This window comes from Nocardiopsis sp. B62 (assembly GCF_018070675.1).
Lineage (GTDB): Bacteria > Actinomycetota > Actinomycetes > Streptosporangiales > Streptosporangiaceae > Nocardiopsis > Nocardiopsis prasina.
This window is the reverse complement of the sequence record NZ_JAGPXK010000004.1, coordinates 196362-212782: the sequence shown is the minus strand read 5'-3', so window position 1 is coordinate 212782 and position 16421 is coordinate 196362. Positions and strand designations below refer to the sequence as shown.

General features: G+C 69.7%; 13 protein-coding genes. 10 read left to right on the top strand and 3 right to left on the bottom strand.

All coding sequences use genetic code 11. The features are described 5' to 3' along the window. Nucleotides 1-119 precede the first annotated feature (119 nt). Together KBX21_RS06680 and mshC are read left to right on the top strand one after the other, a co-directional pair. Complete coding sequence (locus tag KBX21_RS06680; RefSeq protein ID WP_210841335.1) at nucleotides 120-308, top strand: hypothetical protein; 189 nt, start codon at nucleotides 120-122, stop codon at nucleotides 306-308. Between the two features lie 94 nt (nucleotides 309-402). Next, nucleotides 403-1626: a cysteine--1-D-myo-inosityl 2-amino-2-deoxy-alpha-D-glucopyranoside ligase gene (mshC, locus tag KBX21_RS06675; protein ID WP_082206252.1), complete on the top strand. Its 1224-nt coding sequence runs from the start codon at nucleotides 403-405 to the stop codon at nucleotides 1624-1626. A 79-nt stretch (nucleotides 1627-1705) separates the two neighbouring features. Here mshC and KBX21_RS06670 read toward each other — a convergent pair whose 3' ends face one another. Then, complete coding sequence (locus tag KBX21_RS06670) at nucleotides 1706-2251, bottom strand: nitroreductase family deazaflavin-dependent oxidoreductase (RefSeq protein ID WP_210841334.1); 546 nt, start codon at nucleotides 2249-2251, stop codon at nucleotides 1706-1708. Nucleotides 2252-2356: 105 nt separating this feature from the next. Here KBX21_RS06670 and KBX21_RS06665 point away from each other — a divergent pair, with 105 nt between their 5' ends. Both KBX21_RS06665 and KBX21_RS06660 read left to right on the top strand, forming a co-directional pair. After that, nucleotides 2357-3586, top strand: coding sequence for a hypothetical protein (locus KBX21_RS06665; RefSeq protein WP_049566526.1), 1230 nt, complete (start codon nucleotides 2357-2359; stop codon nucleotides 3584-3586). Between the two features lie 197 nt (nucleotides 3587-3783). Next, nucleotides 3784-4209: an ABATE domain-containing protein gene (locus tag KBX21_RS06660; protein ID WP_210841333.1), complete on the top strand. Its 426-nt coding sequence runs from the start codon at nucleotides 3784-3786 to the stop codon at nucleotides 4207-4209. A 43-nt stretch (nucleotides 4210-4252) separates the two neighbouring features. Here the strand turns inward: KBX21_RS06660 and KBX21_RS06655 are convergent, their stop codons facing one another. Together KBX21_RS06655 and KBX21_RS06650 are read right to left on the bottom strand one after the other, a co-directional pair. Beyond that, nucleotides 4253-5449, bottom strand: a complete 1197-nt coding sequence (locus tag KBX21_RS06655) for a glycosyltransferase family 4 protein (protein ID WP_210841332.1) — start codon at nucleotides 5447-5449, stop codon at nucleotides 4253-4255. A 229-nt stretch (nucleotides 5450-5678) separates the two neighbouring features. Then, nucleotides 5679-6518: a PAC2 family protein gene (locus KBX21_RS06650; RefSeq protein ID WP_049566533.1), complete on the bottom strand. Its 840-nt coding sequence runs from the start codon at nucleotides 6516-6518 to the stop codon at nucleotides 5679-5681. 302 nt (nucleotides 6519-6820) lie between these two features. Here KBX21_RS06650 and metH point away from each other — a divergent pair, with 302 nt between their 5' ends. From metH to KBX21_RS06620, 6 genes are all read left to right on the top strand, one after another. Next, on the top strand, nucleotides 6821-10291 hold the full coding sequence (gene metH, locus KBX21_RS06645) for a methionine synthase (protein WP_082206257.1): 3471 nt from the start codon (nucleotides 6821-6823) through the stop codon (nucleotides 10289-10291). A 90-nt stretch (nucleotides 10292-10381) separates the two neighbouring features. Next, entirely contained in the window at nucleotides 10382-11095 is a 714-nt protein-coding gene (locus KBX21_RS06640) for an HAD family phosphatase (protein WP_049566593.1), read from the top strand. Between the two features lie 241 nt (nucleotides 11096-11336). Then, nucleotides 11337-11807 (top strand): hypothetical protein, encoded by a 471-nt coding sequence (locus tag KBX21_RS06635; protein ID WP_049566538.1) that lies wholly within the window; start codon nucleotides 11337-11339, stop codon nucleotides 11805-11807. A gap of 627 nt (nucleotides 11808-12434) precedes the next feature. Continuing rightward, nucleotides 12435-13466: an ABC transporter permease gene (locus tag KBX21_RS06630; RefSeq protein ID WP_049566541.1), complete on the top strand. Its 1032-nt coding sequence runs from the start codon at nucleotides 12435-12437 to the stop codon at nucleotides 13464-13466. Between the two features lie 98 nt (nucleotides 13467-13564). Further along, nucleotides 13565-15313 (top strand): ABC transporter substrate-binding protein, encoded by a 1749-nt coding sequence (locus KBX21_RS06625; protein WP_049566544.1) that lies wholly within the window; start codon nucleotides 13565-13567, stop codon nucleotides 15311-15313. A gap of 94 nt (nucleotides 15314-15407) precedes the next feature. Further along, nucleotides 15408-16421, top strand: a complete 1014-nt coding sequence (locus KBX21_RS06620; RefSeq protein WP_049566548.1) for an ABC transporter permease — start codon at nucleotides 15408-15410, stop codon at nucleotides 16419-16421.

Here is a 16421-nt window from a genome sequence, read left to right as displayed (position 1 = left end):
TGAGCCACGACCTAAGGAATGCGTAAACCCCCTGCGTGATCGCGGCGTCTCTCTGAGAGACGGCGCATTCGCCGTCGGACACGCGTGGAACGCACGCGTACACAGCAGGGGGCACCACCATGGGCCGAAGCGGCAACCTCATCGAATCCGGGGCGTACTGGCTGCTCTACGTCGTCTCCTTCAGTGGCGCCCTCCTGCACTGGCGCCTGGGCAACGAACTCCTGGCGACCCTGTGCGGCGGGACCGCCCTCCTCAGCGTCCTGCTCATCGGCCGGGTCAGGATCCTCGCCGCGCCACAGGAACGGTGACCGGTATTCCCGCCCCACCTGGGGAAATCATCACCTTCCACCCCACCCGCTATCTGTGCGTTTGTCGCGTGCACGTGCGGATAGGCTTCCCGGTATGCGTTCATGGTCTGCGCCTGACATCGTCCCCCTGCCGGGTTCCGGCGGCCCTCTCCGTATCCACGACACCGCCACCGGACGGATAAGGACGACCACGCCGGGCTCCACCGCGGGTATGTACGCCTGCGGCATCACCCCCTACGACGCCGCCCACCTGGGGCACGCCTTCACCTACCTGACCTTCGACCTGGTCAACCGCGTGTGGCGGGACGCCGGGCACGACGTCAACTACGTCCAGAACACCACCGACATCGACGACCCCCTGCTGGAGCGGGCCGAGGCCACCGGAGTCGACTGGCGCGACCTCGCCCACCGGGAGATCGACGTCTTCCGTGCGGACATGGCCGCCCTGTCGATCATCCCGCCCACGTCGTACGTGGGCGTCGTGGAGTCCGTCGACCTCATCAGCGAGCTCGCCGTCCGCATCCGCGAGACCGGCGCCGCGTACGAGGTGGACGGCGACCTCTACTTCTCCGTCGAGGCCGCGTCGAAGTTCGGCGAGATCAGCAACCTCAGCCGCGAGGAGATGCTCGACCTCTTCGGCCAGCGGGGCGGCGACCCGACGCGCGCGGACAAGAAGGACCCCCTGGACTGGCTGCTGTGGCGTGCCGAGCGCCCCGGTGAACCCGCGTGGGACAGCCCCCTCGGGCGCGGCCGTCCCGGCTGGCACATCGAGTGCAGCGCCATCGCCCTGGACCGGCTCGGCCCCTCGTTCGACCTCAACGGCGGCGGCAGCGACCTCATCTTCCCGCACCACGAGATGGGCGCGGCCGAGACCCGTTGCGCCACCGGTCAGCCCAACGCCCACAACCACCTGCACGTGGGCATGGTCGGTCTGAACGGCGAGAAGATGTCGAAGTCGCTGGGCAACCTGGTCTTCGTGTCCAAGCTGCGCAAGGAGGGCGTGGACCCGGCCGTCATCCGGCTGGCCATGCTCGACCACCACTACCGCGCCCCGTGGGAGTGGACCGACGCCGAGCTGCCCGCCGCGACCGAGCGCGCCGAGCGCTGGCGTGCGGCGGTGGCCCTCGGAGCGGGGCCGGACGCGGCCCCCGTGCTGGCCGCGGTACGTGCCGCGCTCGCCGAGGACCTGGACTCCCCCTCCGCGCTCGCGGCCGTGGACGCCTGGGCGGCCACCGCGCTGACCCAGGGCGGCACCGACACCTCGGCCCCCGGTCTGGCGCGCACCACCGTGGACACACTGCTCGGCGTCGTGCTCTAGACGACCGCCGTCCACGGTATCCTCACACCTCCGTGCCCGTTCCCGTCCGGTTCGTCAGGGACGGGCACGGAGCCTTGTCTCAGCCCCTGGGCCGTGGCACCCCCGGCCCCGTGGGGGTGGTGAAGTCGGGGAACCGGACCGTCTCCGCGTCCGGGAGCAGCCGCACCACGGGGACGCCGTTGGCGGGGTCGGACCCGATCCGCTCGTAGGCCTCGGATCCCTCCACGTCGTGACCGAGCCCGCGCATCAGCTCGGCGGCCGCCACCGGGTGGCGCTGCGCGTAGTGGGCGAGCGCGCGTCCGGACTCCCGCGGGGGGAGCGGTTCGGCCACCCCTCTGCGGCGCTGGTTGCCGACCTGGAACAGGACCCGCGGTTGCGCGCGGATGTTGCGGAACCACTGGGACCGGTCCCCGTAGCCCGAGGCCACCAACACCGCCCCGGTGGCGTCGTTGCGGCCCACCACCTCGAGGACGGCCTGGCGTGCCTCACCGGTGGTGCGTCCCCGGTGCGTGAGCAGGACGAAGCGCTCGCCCAGGAGCGCACCCAGGCCCAGTCGGTAGATCCAGATCGGGGCGCGGTACATCGCGCGCCCGAGTGGGTCGCGCGGGGGTTGGGCGAACGTCATGGCGGCCTCCTGACCTGGGGTTCCAGCGCCCGAGTGTAGTGATCCGCCCGGCACCGGGGCTGGGACGCCACGCCAACGGTCGGTGTCCGCTGCCAGGATGCGGCCATGGACACCAGAGCTGACATCCTCCACTCGACCGACTGGTCGAGGACCTTCCACGCCCACGGTCCGGCGACCGACGCACCGGAGATCCTCGCTGGTCTGCTCTCCGAGAAGGAGGAGGAGTGGTCGAAGGCGCTTGGCTACCTGAACGGTGCGATCCTGCGCCGGGGGACCGTCTACCCGGCCACCCCGCCCGCGGCCCTGTTCGTCGCCAGCCTCCTGGCGGACCGCGTGGGAGACCTCCCGGTGTCGGAACCGTGGGGTGAGGCGGCCGGTGCACCCTCCGATCCGCTCCGCCCGCGCCTGCTCGGGTTCCTCGCCGACGTGGCCCGCGCGGTCACGGAGGCATCCGCCGGGCGTTCGGTCGCCGAACTGGTCGAGCTGGCGGACCCGGGGGAGCGCCGGGACGAACTCGACGCGCTCCTGTCCCGGAGGGCCGACCGCGACGCGGAGGGTGACGGGGATCCCTGGGAGGACCCGCTCCTGGACACCCTGTTCCACGCCGCCCTCCGGGACCTGCACCTGGCCGCGCCCGCGCTCCTCGGGGCGGTGCGGCCGCTGCTCACGCACGCGGACGGTCGGGTGCGTCAACAGGCGGTGACGGCCAGCGGCGCGCTGAGCCGCCTGGGGGACGCACCGGAGGTGGACCTGTCCGGCGCCGCCGACCTCGCCGAGAACCGGGACCAAGGAGCGGCGATCGTGCTCGCCCTGGTGGAGGGCGGCGGGGACACCTCCGCCTTCCTCACCCATCCCGACCAGGCCATTCGTGCCTGCGCCGCGCTTTCGGAGCACCTGGGGGATGATCCCGTCGCCCTCGGAGAGCTCCGGGCGGCCCTGGCCGATCCGAGCGGCGCCGACGCCTGGTTCCAGGACCGCCCCGGCTTCTTCCCCGGCCGCGTACGGTTCTCGCTGGTGGCCGCCCTGGTGGACCGCTCCGGCCCCGAGGACGCGGCCGACCTCCTCCCGGCCTTCCGGGCCCTGGCGGCGGTGGCCAGCGTGTTCACCTCCGAGTCCGACCTGAGCGGTCTGCTCCGCCTGGCCATGGGAGTCAGGGAGGGAACGACCGTGCCCGAGGTCGTGGACCCCACCGACCTCCAACGCGCCTACCTCACGGCGGTGGTCGACAACGACCGGCTCTGGGCCACGCACGTCGCCGACCTCACCCTCGTCCTTCACGGGCTCGGCCTTCCCTCGGACCGAGGGGCCTTGGCGGCCCTGGCCGCGCACCCCTGACCGCCCGTCCGGGAGGGCCCGCGTCGCTCCAGGCGGGACGACTTCCGTCTGCCGGTGGTGGGGAAGGAGGGGATGGAGGGGTGCATGGTGCACTTGTCCGACAGCGTCCGTTTCGGTGGAGATCGTGGTGACCACCTGTGGCCACGACATCGCCGAATCGACACCACCGTCGGGCGGGCCGTGATGGGATGGCGGCCATGACCACGACCACGACCAGTACCCCCACCCGGCCCAGCGCGGCGGCGGAACTCATCGCTGACTTCGTCTCGACCGGCGGCAGCCTCACTGATCGCGCCGACCTGGCCCGGTTCCTGAGGGAGCACCGACTCGTCACCGAGGGCGCCATCCCCATCACCCTCGCCGACCTCGACGAGGCCATCACGCTGCGCGACGGGATCCGCGCCCTGCTCGACCGGGAGAGCGCCCCCGACCCCGAGACCCTGGGTCGTGCCCAGAAGGTCCTGGACGGGCTGCGCGTCACCGTGCGGTTGGAGCCCGCCGAACAGGCCGAGTCCCCGCTGGCGCCCGCCGTCGTCGACGAGGTCCGCCGCGGACTCGCACGCATCGCCGGCGCCTGGGCCGCTGTCCTCGCCACGGGGGAGTGGCGCCGCCTGCGCCTGTGAGCCCCGACCGTCCCCGGCCACGCCCGGCCGGGGCGGTCCGGGCTCAGCCGAACAGCGCTGCCAGCGGTCCCCTCCGAGGACGCTGCGCCCGACGCCGCTCCAGGAATCCCTCCCACTGCGCGGTCACGTCCTCCAACCTGTAGTCGGAGGCCGAGGCCAGCGCCTGGGTGCCCATGCGGTGGCGTTCCTCCCGGTCCGCCACCAGGCGGTTGAGCGCCGCCCCCAGCGCCTCGGTGTCCTGGGGCGGCACCAACAGGCCGTTGCGGCCGTGGTCGATGATCTCCCTGGGGCCGTGGGGGCAGTCGAAGCTCACCGCGGGGACCCCCACGGAGAACGCCTCGATGATGGTCATCCCGAACCCCTCGACCCGCGAGCTCACCGCCAGCATCGAGGCCTTGGACAGCTCGCCGAGCATGTCGGTGGTCCGGCCCATGATGCCGACGTTGTCCTCCAGGCCCAGCCGCCGCACCGTCTCGCGCAGCTCCTCGTCCCGGTCGCCGCCACCGTGGATGTGCAGCCGCCACTGCGGATGCTCCGCCACCACGTGGGCGAACGCCTCGACCAGCAGCGGGTACTGCTTGACCGGGGAGAACCGTCCGGCGGCCGCGATGATCGGCTCGTCCAGAGTGGACCGGGGCGGCTCACCCGGCTCCAGCGCGTTGGGCAGGGCGGTCAGCCATCCCTCGGGCGAGCCGAGCAGCTCCGCGTAGGCGGCGCGGTCGGTCTCGGTGAGCACGCTCAGCCCGCCGAGCTTCGGGTACACCTTGGTGATGGCCTTGCGCACCTTGGTGTTGTGCTCGCCCAGGTTGAGGTGCTCCTGGCCGATGGTCAGGACGCGCGACGGCGCCCACTCGGCCAGGAGCAGGTTGATCCCTGGGCGGGTCCCGATCACCATGTCCGCCTTGGTGGTACGCAGGTAGCGGCGCAGACCGGTGACCGCTTCCGGGGTGTAGTTCTTGTTCCGGCGCCGCTCGGGTTCGGGCACGATCCGTTCGGCCTGTTCGTGCCAGTGGTCCATGACCCGTTTTCTGGGAAGTCTGATGCGCGACTCGTCCGTGTCGTCGCTCAGCGGAACCAGGCTCACGTTCTCGTCGGGTGTGAAGAACGGTTTCCGGCGTTTGCGGACCAGGCTCACGATCTCGACCTCATGGTGTGCCGACAACCCCCGTGCCAGGTTGTGCACGGTCCGTACCGTGCCACCCATGGCGTAGCCGTTGGCGATGACGAAGGCGATCCTCACAAGTAGCCCCAGACCCCACCCCGCGCGGTCGGGACGGGCGCTTGTCCCAGGCCTCGGAGGACGGCGGCCCCACCCGGTCCCGGAGAGCGCGTACCCCCGTAACACGCACTCCGGGCCCCTGGCCCAGTTCCCCCGATCCGCGAGCCATCATTCGCAAGATAGCTATATCGGCATAAAGGCGCGGTAACAGAAAAGCTGGACTTCCAGACGGGTCGGAGTCCCCTCGGAGTCAGCTGTCGTCGCGACGGCGCAGGTAGCGCTCGAACTCCTTGGCGATGGCGTCGCCGGTGGCCTCGGGGAGGTCCACCGTGTCCTTGGCCTCCTCCAGCCCGCGCACGTAGGAGGCGATGTCCTCGTCCTCGGCGGTGAGGTCGTTGACACTGGCCTCCCAGGAGACGGAATCCTCCGGCAGGTCTCCCAGAGGGACCTCGGTCTCCACGAAGTCCTGGACCCAGCCCAGGAGGGCCAGCGTCGCCTTCGGGCAGGGCGGCTGCGCCACGTAGTGCGGGATGGCCGCCCAGAGCGACACGGTCTCCACGCCCACGGCACTGAACGTCTCGTGCACGGCGCCGACGATCCCGGTCGGCCCGGAGTAGGTCGCGGCCTCCAGGCCGTACCGGGTGCCCAGCTCCGGCGGCGAGCACATCCCCGTCACCGGGATGGGGCGGGTGTGCGGTGCGTCGGCCAGCAGGGACCCCAGGATCACGGCGCGCCGGACCCCCAGCTCACGGGCGATGGCCAGCAGGTCAGCCGTGTAGGAGCGCCAGCGCATGTTCGGTTCGGGCCCGCTGACCAGGACGACGTCGCGGCGCGCACCCGGCGGGCGGACCACCCGCACACGGGTGGTGGGCCACTCCATCTCGGTCAGCGTGCCCTCGGTCACCGTCATCCTCGGCCGGGTGACCTGGAAGTCGTAGTAGTCGTCCGGGGCCAGGGCGCACAGCTCCGGGGCGTCCCACTGTTCGGACAGGTGCGACACGGCGAGGCTCGCGGCCTCACCGGCGTCGTTCCATCCCTCGAACGCCGCCACCATGACAGGCTCGACGAGCTCGCGGTCGAGCTGGATCATGGACGGCCCCTTCCTGAACGCGGACCACACCACCCTATGGGGTGCCGAGGTGAGCGAGAAACCGTTGTCCTGGGACGGTCGACGCTGGCCTCAGGCGCAACTTTGGGACGCCTGTCTCACGTGGCGAAACGCCGATGAGGTAGCCTCGCGACCAGCGACTGACCGGGACACACCGCTGTCCCCGGACGCCGACCCCGCCCCGCCCCGCGCCGTGGGTCCGCCCAGCGCCGCAGGTCCCCGTGCCAAGCATCACCGGGATCGAGCTGGGCTCCCGCGGGGCCCCGAGACTAGAGTTGCTGAACATGAGAGATCGACGGACGTTCCGTGAAGCACTGTCCCAGCGAGTCATCGTCGCGGACGGGGCGATGGGCACCATGTTGCAGGCGCACGATCTCGACCTCGACCAGTTCGAGGGCCACGAGGGCCTCAACGACATCCTCAATCTGACCCGGCCCGACATCGTCCGGGACACCCACGCCGCCTTCTTCGAGGCCGGTTCCGACTGTGTGGAGACCAACACCTTCTCCGCCAACTACGGCGGCCTCTACGAGTACGGCATCGAGGACCGCACCTACGAGATCGCCGAGGCCGGGGCGCGCATCGCCCGCGAGGCCGCCGACGCCCACTCCACCGCCGACCAGCCCCGCTACGTGCTGGGCTCGGTCGGTCCCGGAACCCGGCTGCCCACGCTGGGCCACGCCCCCTACACGTTCCTGCGCGACTACTACGAGCGGACCGCGCACGGGCTCATCGACGGCGGCTCCGACGCCATCCTCATCGAGACCTGCCAGGACCTGCTCCAGGTCAAGGCCGCCGTGGTCGGCGCCAGGCGGGCCCGCGCGGCCCTGGGCCGGGACGTGCCGATCATCGCCCAGGTCAGCATCGAGACCAACGGCACCATGCTCATGGGCTCGGAGATCGGCGCCGCCCTCACCTCCCTGGCCCCGCTGGACATCGACGTCATCGGCCTCAACTGCTCCACCGGTCCCGCCGAGATGAGCGAGCACCTGCGCTACCTGTCGCACCACTCGCCCATCCCCATCTCGGTGATGCCCAACGCGGGCCTGCCCGAGCTGGGTCCCAACGGGGCGGTCTACAACCTCTCCCCGGCGGAACTGGCCGACGCCCACGACACCTTCACCGCCGAGTTCGGGCTCAGCCTGGTCGGCGGCTGCTGCGGCACCACCCCCGAGCACCTGCGCCAGGTCGTCGAACGGGTCCAGGGCCGGGGCCTGAAGACCCGCAGGCCGCTGGTCGAGGCGGCCGCGTCCTCCCTGTACCAGAGCGTCCCCTTCCGCCAGGACTCCAGTTACCTGGCGGTCGGCGAGCGCACCAACGCCAACGGCTCCAGGAAGTTCCGTGAGGCCATGCTGGCCGAGGACTGGGACGCCTGCGTGGAGATCGCCCGCGACCAGATCCGCGACGGCGCCCACGTGCTGGACCTCAACATCGACTACGTGGGCCGCGACGGCGTGCGCGACATGCGCGAGCTGGCCTCGCGCCTGGCCACCGCCTCCACCCTGCCGCTCATGCTCGACTCCACCGAGCCCGAGGTCCTGGAGGCCGGGTTGGAGGCCCTGGGCGGGCGCGCGGTGGTCAACTCGGTCAACTACGAGGACGGCGACGGCCCCGACTCCCGCTTCACCCGCATCATGCGGCTGGCCCAGGAGCACGGTGCGGCCGTGGTCGGCCTGTGCATCGACGAGGAGGGTCAGGCCCGCACCGCCGAGTGGAAGGTCCGGGTGGCCAGCCGCCTGATCGACGAGATCACCGGCGACTGGGGGCTGAACACCAGTGACATCGTCATCGACTGCCTCACCTTCCCCATCACCACCGGGCAGGAGGAGACGCGGCGAGACGGCATCGAGACCCTGAACGCCATCCGCGAGCTCAAGGCCCGCTACCCGGAGGTGCAGACCACTCTGGGTCTGTCCAACCTGTCCTTCGGCGTCAACCCGGCCGCGCGGATCGTGCTCAACTCCGTGTTCCTGCACGAGGCCGTCCAGGCGGGCCTGGACTCGGCGATCGTGCACGCCTCCAAGATCGTGCCGATCAACCAGATTCCCGAGGACCAGCGCAAGGTGGCGCTCGACCTCGTCTTCGACCGGCGTGAGGGCGACTACGACCCCCTGTCGGAGTTCATCGACATGTTCCAGGGCGTCGACGCCAAGGCCATGAAGGCCTCCCGCGCCGAGGAACTGGCAGCCCTCCCGCTGTGGGAGCGCCTGGAGCGCCGGATCATCGACGGCGAGCTCACCGGCATCGAGGCCGACCTCGACGAGGCGCTGGCCGAGCGCCCGGCCCTGGCCATCGTCAACGACACCCTCCTGGAGGGCATGAAGACGGTCGGCGAGCTGTTCGGCTCCGGGCAGATGCAGCTGCCCTTCGTGCTCAAGTCCGCCGAGGTCATGAAGAACGCGGTCGCCTACCTCGAACCGCACATGGAGAAGAGCGACGACGACGGCAAGGGCCGCATCGTGCTCGCCACCGTCAAGGGCGACGTCCACGACATCGGCAAGAACCTCGTGGACATCATCCTGTCCAACAACGGCTACGAGGTGGTCAACCTCGGCATCAAGCAGCCGGTGTCGGCGATCCTGGAGGCGGCCGAGGAGAGGCGGGCCGACGTGATCGGCATGTCCGGACTCCTGGTCAAGTCCACCGTGATCATGAAGGAGAACCTGGAGGAGATGAACTCCCGGGGCATCTCCGAGCGCTTCCCGGTGCTCCTGGGCGGCGCCGCCCTCACCCGCTCCTACGTGGAGCAGGACCTGGCCGAGATGTTCGGCGGCGAGGTGCGCTACGCCAAGGACGCCTTCGAGGGCCTGCGCCTGATGGACACCTTCATGGCGGTCAAGCGCGGCGAGGAGGGGGCCAAGCTCCCCGAACTGCGCCAGCGCCGGGTCCGGCGCGGGGCCACCCTCAAGGTCACCGAACCCGAGGCGATGCCCGCCCGCAGCGACGTCTCCACGACCAACAGGGTGCCCACCCCGCCGTTCTGGGGTGACCGGATCAGCAAGGGCATCCCGCTGGCCGACTACGCCGCCTTCCTCGACGAACGCGCCACGTTCATGGGGCAGTGGGGACTCAAGGCGTCCCGTGGCGGCAACGGCCCCAGCTACGAGGAACTGGTGGAGACCGAGGGCCGCCCCCGCATGCGGATGTGGCTGGACCGCATCCAGACCGAGGGCCTGCTGGAGGCGGCGGTCGTGCACGGCCACTACCCCTGCTACAGCGAGGGCGACGACCTGGTCGTGCTGGACGAGGACGGGACCGAACGCACCCGGTTCACGTTCCCGCGCCAGCGCCGGGACCGGCACCTGTGCCTGTCCGACTTCTTCCGGCCCAAGGAGTCGGGTGAGCTGGACGTGGTCTCCTTCCAGGTGGTGACGGTGGGCGCGGCGATCAGCCGGGCCACCGCTGAGCTGTTCGAGAAGAACGCCTACCGCGACTACCTGGAGTTGCACGGGCTGTCGGTGCAGCTCACCGAGGCCCTGGCCGAGTACTGGCACACCCGGGTCCGCGCCGAGCTGGGCTTCGCGGGGGAGGACCCCGCCGAGCTGGACGCGTTCTTCAAGCTCGGCTACCGGGGCGCCCGTTTCTCGCTGGGGTACGGCGCCTGCCCGGACCTGGAGGACCGTGCCAAGATCGTGCGGCTGCTGGCGCCCGAGCGGGTGGGGGTGTCGTTGTCCGAGGAGTTCCAGCTCGTCCCCGAACAGGCCACCGACGCGATCGTCATCCATCACCCAGAGGCGACATACTTCAACGTCTGACCAGCCAAGGTGTGGGCCCCGCCGATGACGGACACCGGCGGGGCCCTCCCCATGGGGGTCAGCACCACCGCCACCACGCCACGAGTCGAGATGAGCGAATTGAGCACAGTGAGTTCCGAACTGACCGAGACCGACGCCCCGGTGGAACGCCGACTCCAGGCCGTCCTGCTGGACATGGACGGCACCCTCATCGAGAGCGAGCACCTGTGGGGTGAGGCGGAGGCCGAGCTGGTCGCCGAACTGGGCGGCGAGTGGACCGAGGTCGACCACGAGGCCAACGTGGGCAACGCCGCCGAGCCGGTGGGCCGCTACATCATCGAGCTGACCGGGGCGGACCACCTCACCCCGCGCCAGGTGGCGGACATGCTCTACGACCGCTTCCGCGCCAAGCTGGAGGGCGGGGCCGACCTGCGCCCCGGCGCCAAGGAACTGGTGACGATGCTCGCCGAGGCCGGGGTCCCGGCGGTCCTGGTCACCTCCACCGAACGCACCCTGATCGAGACGGCCATCGGCGGTATCGGTCTGGAGAGCTTCGTGGACTCGGTGGCGGGCGACGAGGTGGAGGCCAACAAGCCCCATCCCGACCCGTACCTGAGGGCCGCCCGCCGCCTGGGCGTGGACCCGAGGCGCTGTGTGGCAGTGGAGGACTCGGTGGTGGGGGTGACCTCCGCAGCCGACGCCGGGTGCGTCACCGTCGCGATCCCCAACCACGTCGAGGTCGCACCCCGCGAGGGCGTGGTCTTCAGGGACAGCCTGGTCGGGGTCGACCTGGCGTGGCTGGAGTCGTTGGTCTCCGAAGCCTGAGCAGCCCGTACTCACCTGCGGACTCCCGCCCTCCCCGCGGGGCCAGCCGCCCCGCGGGCGATCGGTCCCTTGGTGACCCGCTCAGGGGTGGGTAGCGTGGGGGAGCGGGGAGAGGCGCCGGGCCGCACGGCTCCGGGCGCCGTCCCCGCCGGTGGACGCCCTAGGGGATCGGCCGGATGTGCGTGGGGACGCGGGATGGGAGACTGGGCGCATGCCTGAGACTTTGAGTGAGAACGTCGGTATGGGGCTGGGGGCGGCCCTGACGGTGGTCGGTTTCGTCATCTCCTACTTCGTGTGGCGGAGGAAGGGCGCGGCCTACGGCCTGCGCGGCGTCGCCTGGTCGCTGTTGCCCGTGATCGCGGGCCTCCTCCTGCTGATGGACGTGGTGTTGCAGTTCGTCCTCGGCGTGCTCGGCATCCTGCTGACCATGGCCTTCAAACTCCAGTCGTGGGTCGGCCTCGGGCTGGCCGTGCTCATGGTGGTCCTGTACGTGGTCTCGGGCTTCATGAAGTCCAAGGGCATCGGGGTCAGGCCCGGTGCGCGGCCCGAGGACAAGGCGCGGGCCAGGACCGAGGGCGGGGACACCCCCGCGGCGGGTGCCGCGCCGGCCCCGGCGGGCCAGGTCGGTGCCCCGAAGCAGGCCAAGGCGCCCGCGGCCGACGACGACTTCGATGACATCGAGGCGATGCTGCGCAAGCGCGGCATCGAGTAGCCCACCCCCTCCGCGACGACGAGGGCGGCCCCGCCAGAGCGGGACCGCCCTCTTTCCGTGCGCGCGGTCGTGTCCGCCAACGCGCACCCCGCCATGTGGCGCTGGACGCACCCCTGCGTGGCGTGGTTCACGTAGGGGAATGCGGCGGACACTCACGGTTTCATAGCACTTGCCATAGAACCCCTGTATCGGGTTGGTTCGCGGTGTTTTGGTCGTATCGTTGGCCGGGCGCGGTTCCGGTCTTGTCCCTGCTCAGCCCCGGTCGTCCGATGAATGCGTGGTTTGCGGTCTTTAGTGGCCATATGGGTTGTTTGTTAGCGTTTGTTACGTTTTGGCTACACAGGCAGACTTTGGACGACGTGCGCTCAAAGGGCGAGTAAATTGGTCGTTGTGTAACATCCCGGGCGGAAAGGTCCGTGGTTGTGCCCAACCTCTCAACGGTTGGGCGCGTCACGTGCCAGTACCGACGAGACGGGCCATCCTCTCGCCCCGTCGGTCCAACGCCCACGCCAGCCAGAGTCGAGAACCGGCCGGCCCCACCGTGAGACCTGGAAGGGTCACCCCCTAGTGGCTCACGCGTGGGATCAGTCCCCTCGGCCAGAAGCATGAGTGGAGAGTGGTGGCCTGATGAGCGCGCCCTCGCATGCCCCTGAGACGACCGAACCGGTCGACTCGGAACCCGGCGCGTCGGCCCCGGGTCGCAGCGACGCCGACAATCGGTCCCTGAGGCAGATCGCCTGGCAACGACTGCGCCGAGACAAGGTCGCCATGGTCTCCGGCCTGGTCGTGATCCTGCTCATCCTGGCCGCGATCTTCGCGCCCTTCCTGGTCAAGCTGTTCGGGCACCCGCCCACCCAGTTCCACCAGGACCTGATCGACCCGAGCCGTCGCGTCCCCTACCTCGACCCCGAGAACCCGGACGCGGGCATCGACCGCTGGGGCGGGATCAGCTCCGACCACCTGCTGGGCGTCGAGCCCACCACCGGTCGTGACCTGTTCAGCCGTATCCTCTACGGCGCCCAGATCTCACTGCTGGTCGCCTTCCTGGCCACGCTGGTGTGCGTGGCCCTGGGCACCCTGCTCGGCATCATCGCCGGTTACATGGGTGGCTGGGTCGACACCGTCATCAGCCGAGCCATGGACATCTTCCTGGCCTTCCCGCTGATGCTGTTCGCGATCGCCCTCGTCGGCGTCATCCCCGACGGCGTCTTCGGACTGACCGGCAACGGGCTGAGAATCGGCGTCATCGTCTTCATCATCGGGTTCTTCAACTGGCCCTACATCGCCCGCATCGTCCGCGGACAGACCCTCGCCCTGCGCGAGCGCGAGTTCGTCGAGGCGGCCAAGAGCCTCGGCGCCAGCAACCGGCACATCCTCTTCAAGGAGATCCTGCCGAACCTGGTCACGCCGATCATCGTCTACTCCACGCTCCTGATCCCCACGAACATCCTGTTCGAGGCGGCCCTGAGCTTCCTCGGCGTCGGCATCAACCCGCCCACGCCGAGCTGGGGCAAGATGCTCTCCGAAGCGGTGCCCTTCTACCAGACGGCGCCCTACTTCATCATCTTCCCCGGCCTGGCCATCTTCATCACCGTCCTGGCGTTCAACCTCTTCGGTGACGGCCTGCGCGACGCCTTCGATCCCCGGACCTCGGACTGACCCGACCCCGAGCGGGGAGGCCCGTCTCCCAAGCCGCTCAGAAGTCCGGTCAACCCATGTTCCGACCATCCCCATACCAGGTTCAGAGAGGTACTTCCTTGATGAAGCGCACCCTCGGATTCGTCGCGCTCGGCGCGGCGGCGTCCCTCTTCCTGTCCGCCTGCGGCGGCGCCGCCACCGGCGGCGGCTCCGACTCGGCCGACAGCTTCGACCTCGGCTCCACCGAGGTCGTCAACGCCTCGGACAAGGCCGGCGGCACGCTCAAGTACGCGCTCGCCGCGGACTTCGACTCCACCGACCCGGGCAACACGTACTACGCGTTCAACTGGAACTTCTCCCGTTACTACGCCCGTACGCTCCTCGCCTTCAACCCCGAGCCGGGCGACAACGCCACCGACCTGATCCCCGACATGGCCGTGGATCTGCCGGAGCCCAACGACGACTTCACCGAGTGGACCGTCAAGATCCAGGAAGGCCTCAAGTACGAGGACGGCACTGCGATCACGGCCCAGGACATCAAGTACGGCATCGCCCGCGCCAACTTCAACGGCGGCGTGTTCACCGAGGGCCCGCAGTACTTCAAGGCCCACCTGGACCAGGACGACCACAACGTCTACGACAACGGTGACGACCCGCTCGCGGGCTTCGACTCCATCGAGACCCCGGACGACCACACCCTGGTCTTCCACCTCAAGGACTCGTTCTCCGAGTTCCCGAACGTGCTGACCCAGCCGCAGACCGCCCCGGTGCCGATCGAGGCCGACCGCGAGGCCCTGTACCAGGAGAACGTCCTCTCCTCCGGCCCGTACAAGTTCGACGGTCAGTACGAGCCCGGCGTCAAGCTGAACCTGGAGCGCAACGAGCACTGGGACTCCGACACCGACCCCGTCCGTCAGGCCCTGCCCGACCGCATCGAGGTCGAGATCGGCGTCTCCCAGGACGAGATCGACGAGCGCCTGCTCAGCGGCGAGATCGACGTGGACCTCGCCGGCACCGGCGTGGGCCCGGCGATGAACGCCCGCCTCCTGGACGACGAGAGCGCCCAGGGCAACCTGGACAACCCGTTCTCCGGCGCCCTGCGCTACGTGAACATCCACCTCCCGATCATCGAGGACGTGGCCTGCCGCCAGGCGATCATGTACGCCGCCGACCGCGACAGCATGTGGCGTGCCTGGGGCGGCGCGACCGGTGGTGACCTCGCCACCACCCTGCTCCCCCCGGCCATCCCGGGCTCCAACACCGACTCGGACCTGTACTCGTCCGCTGACGACAAGGGTGACCTGGACAAGGCCCAGGAGAAGCTCGACGAGTGCGGCGAGTCCGACGGCTTCAAGACCAACATCGCGGTCCGCACCGAGCGTGAGAAGGACGTCCAGACCGCCGAGGCTCTCCAGCAGTCGCTGGCCCGCGTCGGCATCGACGTCGAGATCAAGTCGTTCCCGTCCGGGGACTTCTTCGGCCAGTACGCCGGTTCGCAGGACTACGTCCGTGAGAACAACATCGGCCTGAGCGTCTCGGGCTGGGGCCCGGACTGGCCGACCGGCTACGGCTTCGCCTCCAAGATCACGCACGGCGACGCGATCATGGAGACCGGCAACTTCAACACCTCCGAGCTCGACGACCCCGAGATCAACGGCCTCTGGGACGACGCCCTCAAGACCGAGGACCCGGACGAGCGCGCCGATCTGTACACCCAGATCGACACCCTCGTCATGGAGAACGCCGCCATCCTGCCGGTGGTCTTCGACAAGACGCTGATCTACCGCTCCGACGAGCTCACCAACGCCTACTACCACCCCGCGTACATGATGTACGACTTCATGGCGCTGGGCGTCGACCGGGGCTAGGTCCCGAACTACCAGCCTGAACTAGTACGAGAAGGCAGGTGAAAGCGGCGGGGAGCCCGAGGCGATCCCTCGGGTGTCCCCGCCGCCGACCGCGATGCTGAATTATGTTCTCCGCCGCCTTGGTGCGGGTCTCTTGCTTCTCGCCGTCGTCACGGCGGTGACCTTCTGGATCTTCTACGTCCTGCCCAGGTGGGCGGGCGTCACCCCGCACGGCATGGCGGCGATGTACGTGGGCAAGGCGCCCACCCCGGAGGCGCTCGACGCCACCGTGGAGCGCCTTGGCCTCGACCAGCCCGTCGCGGTCCAGTTCTACGACTTCATCCGCACGCTGCTGCTCGGCCAGGAGTTCACCTTCGGCCGGGAGACGGTGCAGTGCGCGGCCCCGTGCCTCGGGTACTCCTTCACCACGAACTCCCCGGTGCTGCCGCAGCTCCTCGACCGCCTCCCCGTCACCCTGTCCCTCGGCCTCGGCGCCGCGGTGATCTGGGTCATCGGCGGTGTGGCCGTCGGCGTGCTCTCCGCTGTCAAGAGGGGCAGCATCTTCGACCGCCTGGCCATGGGCGTCGCCCTCATCGGCGTCTCCCTGCCCATCTACTTCACCGGTCTGCTCGCCCTGGCCTTCCTGGTCCACGAGTGGGGTCTGTTCCCGGTGTCGCGCTACGTGCCGTTCACCGAGAACCCGGTGGCCTGGTTCCAGGTCATGTTCCTTCCCTGGGTGACGCTGGCGTTCCTGCACGCCGCCCAGTACGCGCGGCAGACCCGAGCGGGCATGCTGGAGACCCTCAACGAGGACTACATCCGCACCGCACGGGCCAAGGGTCTGAGCGAGCGCAAGGTGATCTTCAAGCACGCCCTGCGGCCCACCCTGACCCCCATCGTCACCATCCTGGGTCTGGACATCGGCATGGTCCTGGGCGGCGCGATCCTCACCGAGACGGTGTTCTCCCTCAACGGCGTGGGTGCCTACGCGATCACCTCGATCGTGTCCAAGGACCTGCCCGTCGTCCTGGGCGTCACGCTCCTGGGCGCGGTGTTCATCGTCGTCTGCAACCTGATCGTCGACCTCCTGTACCCGGTCGTCGACCCACGGGTGCGCATCGCCAGGTAG